This window comes from Pseudooceanicola marinus, from assembly GCF_002786295.1.
GTDB classification, from domain to species: Bacteria; Pseudomonadota; Alphaproteobacteria; order Rhodobacterales; family Rhodobacteraceae; genus Pseudooceanicola; species Pseudooceanicola marinus.
In genome coordinates, this window is the sequence record NZ_PGTC01000029.1 from 263,274 (window position 1) to 263,495 (window position 222).

General features: G+C 71.2%; 1 protein-coding gene. It reads right to left on the reverse strand.

The window, feature by feature from the left end; genetic code table 11:
• Positions 1-222 (reverse strand): hypothetical protein (locus CVM50_RS21860; RefSeq protein WP_198431956.1); only part of this gene is annotated, 222 nt, incomplete at both ends.

Below are 222 nucleotides of genomic sequence, written 5' to 3' on the forward strand. Positions count from 1 at the left end.
GATCCAGCAGGATCCCGCGCCACAGCACCACGCGCTCCACGAAGGGCAGCACCAGCGCCTCGGGCTGCTCCCGGAACAGCGTCTCATAGCGGCTCACGCCCTCGACAAAGGCGGTGCGCACGAAGACCGCCACCCCGCGCCGCGCACGCTCCAGTCCCCGCGCGATGACCTCGGCGGCCAGGCGGAACGGCGGATTGGTGATGACGAAGTCGACCTCGGGCG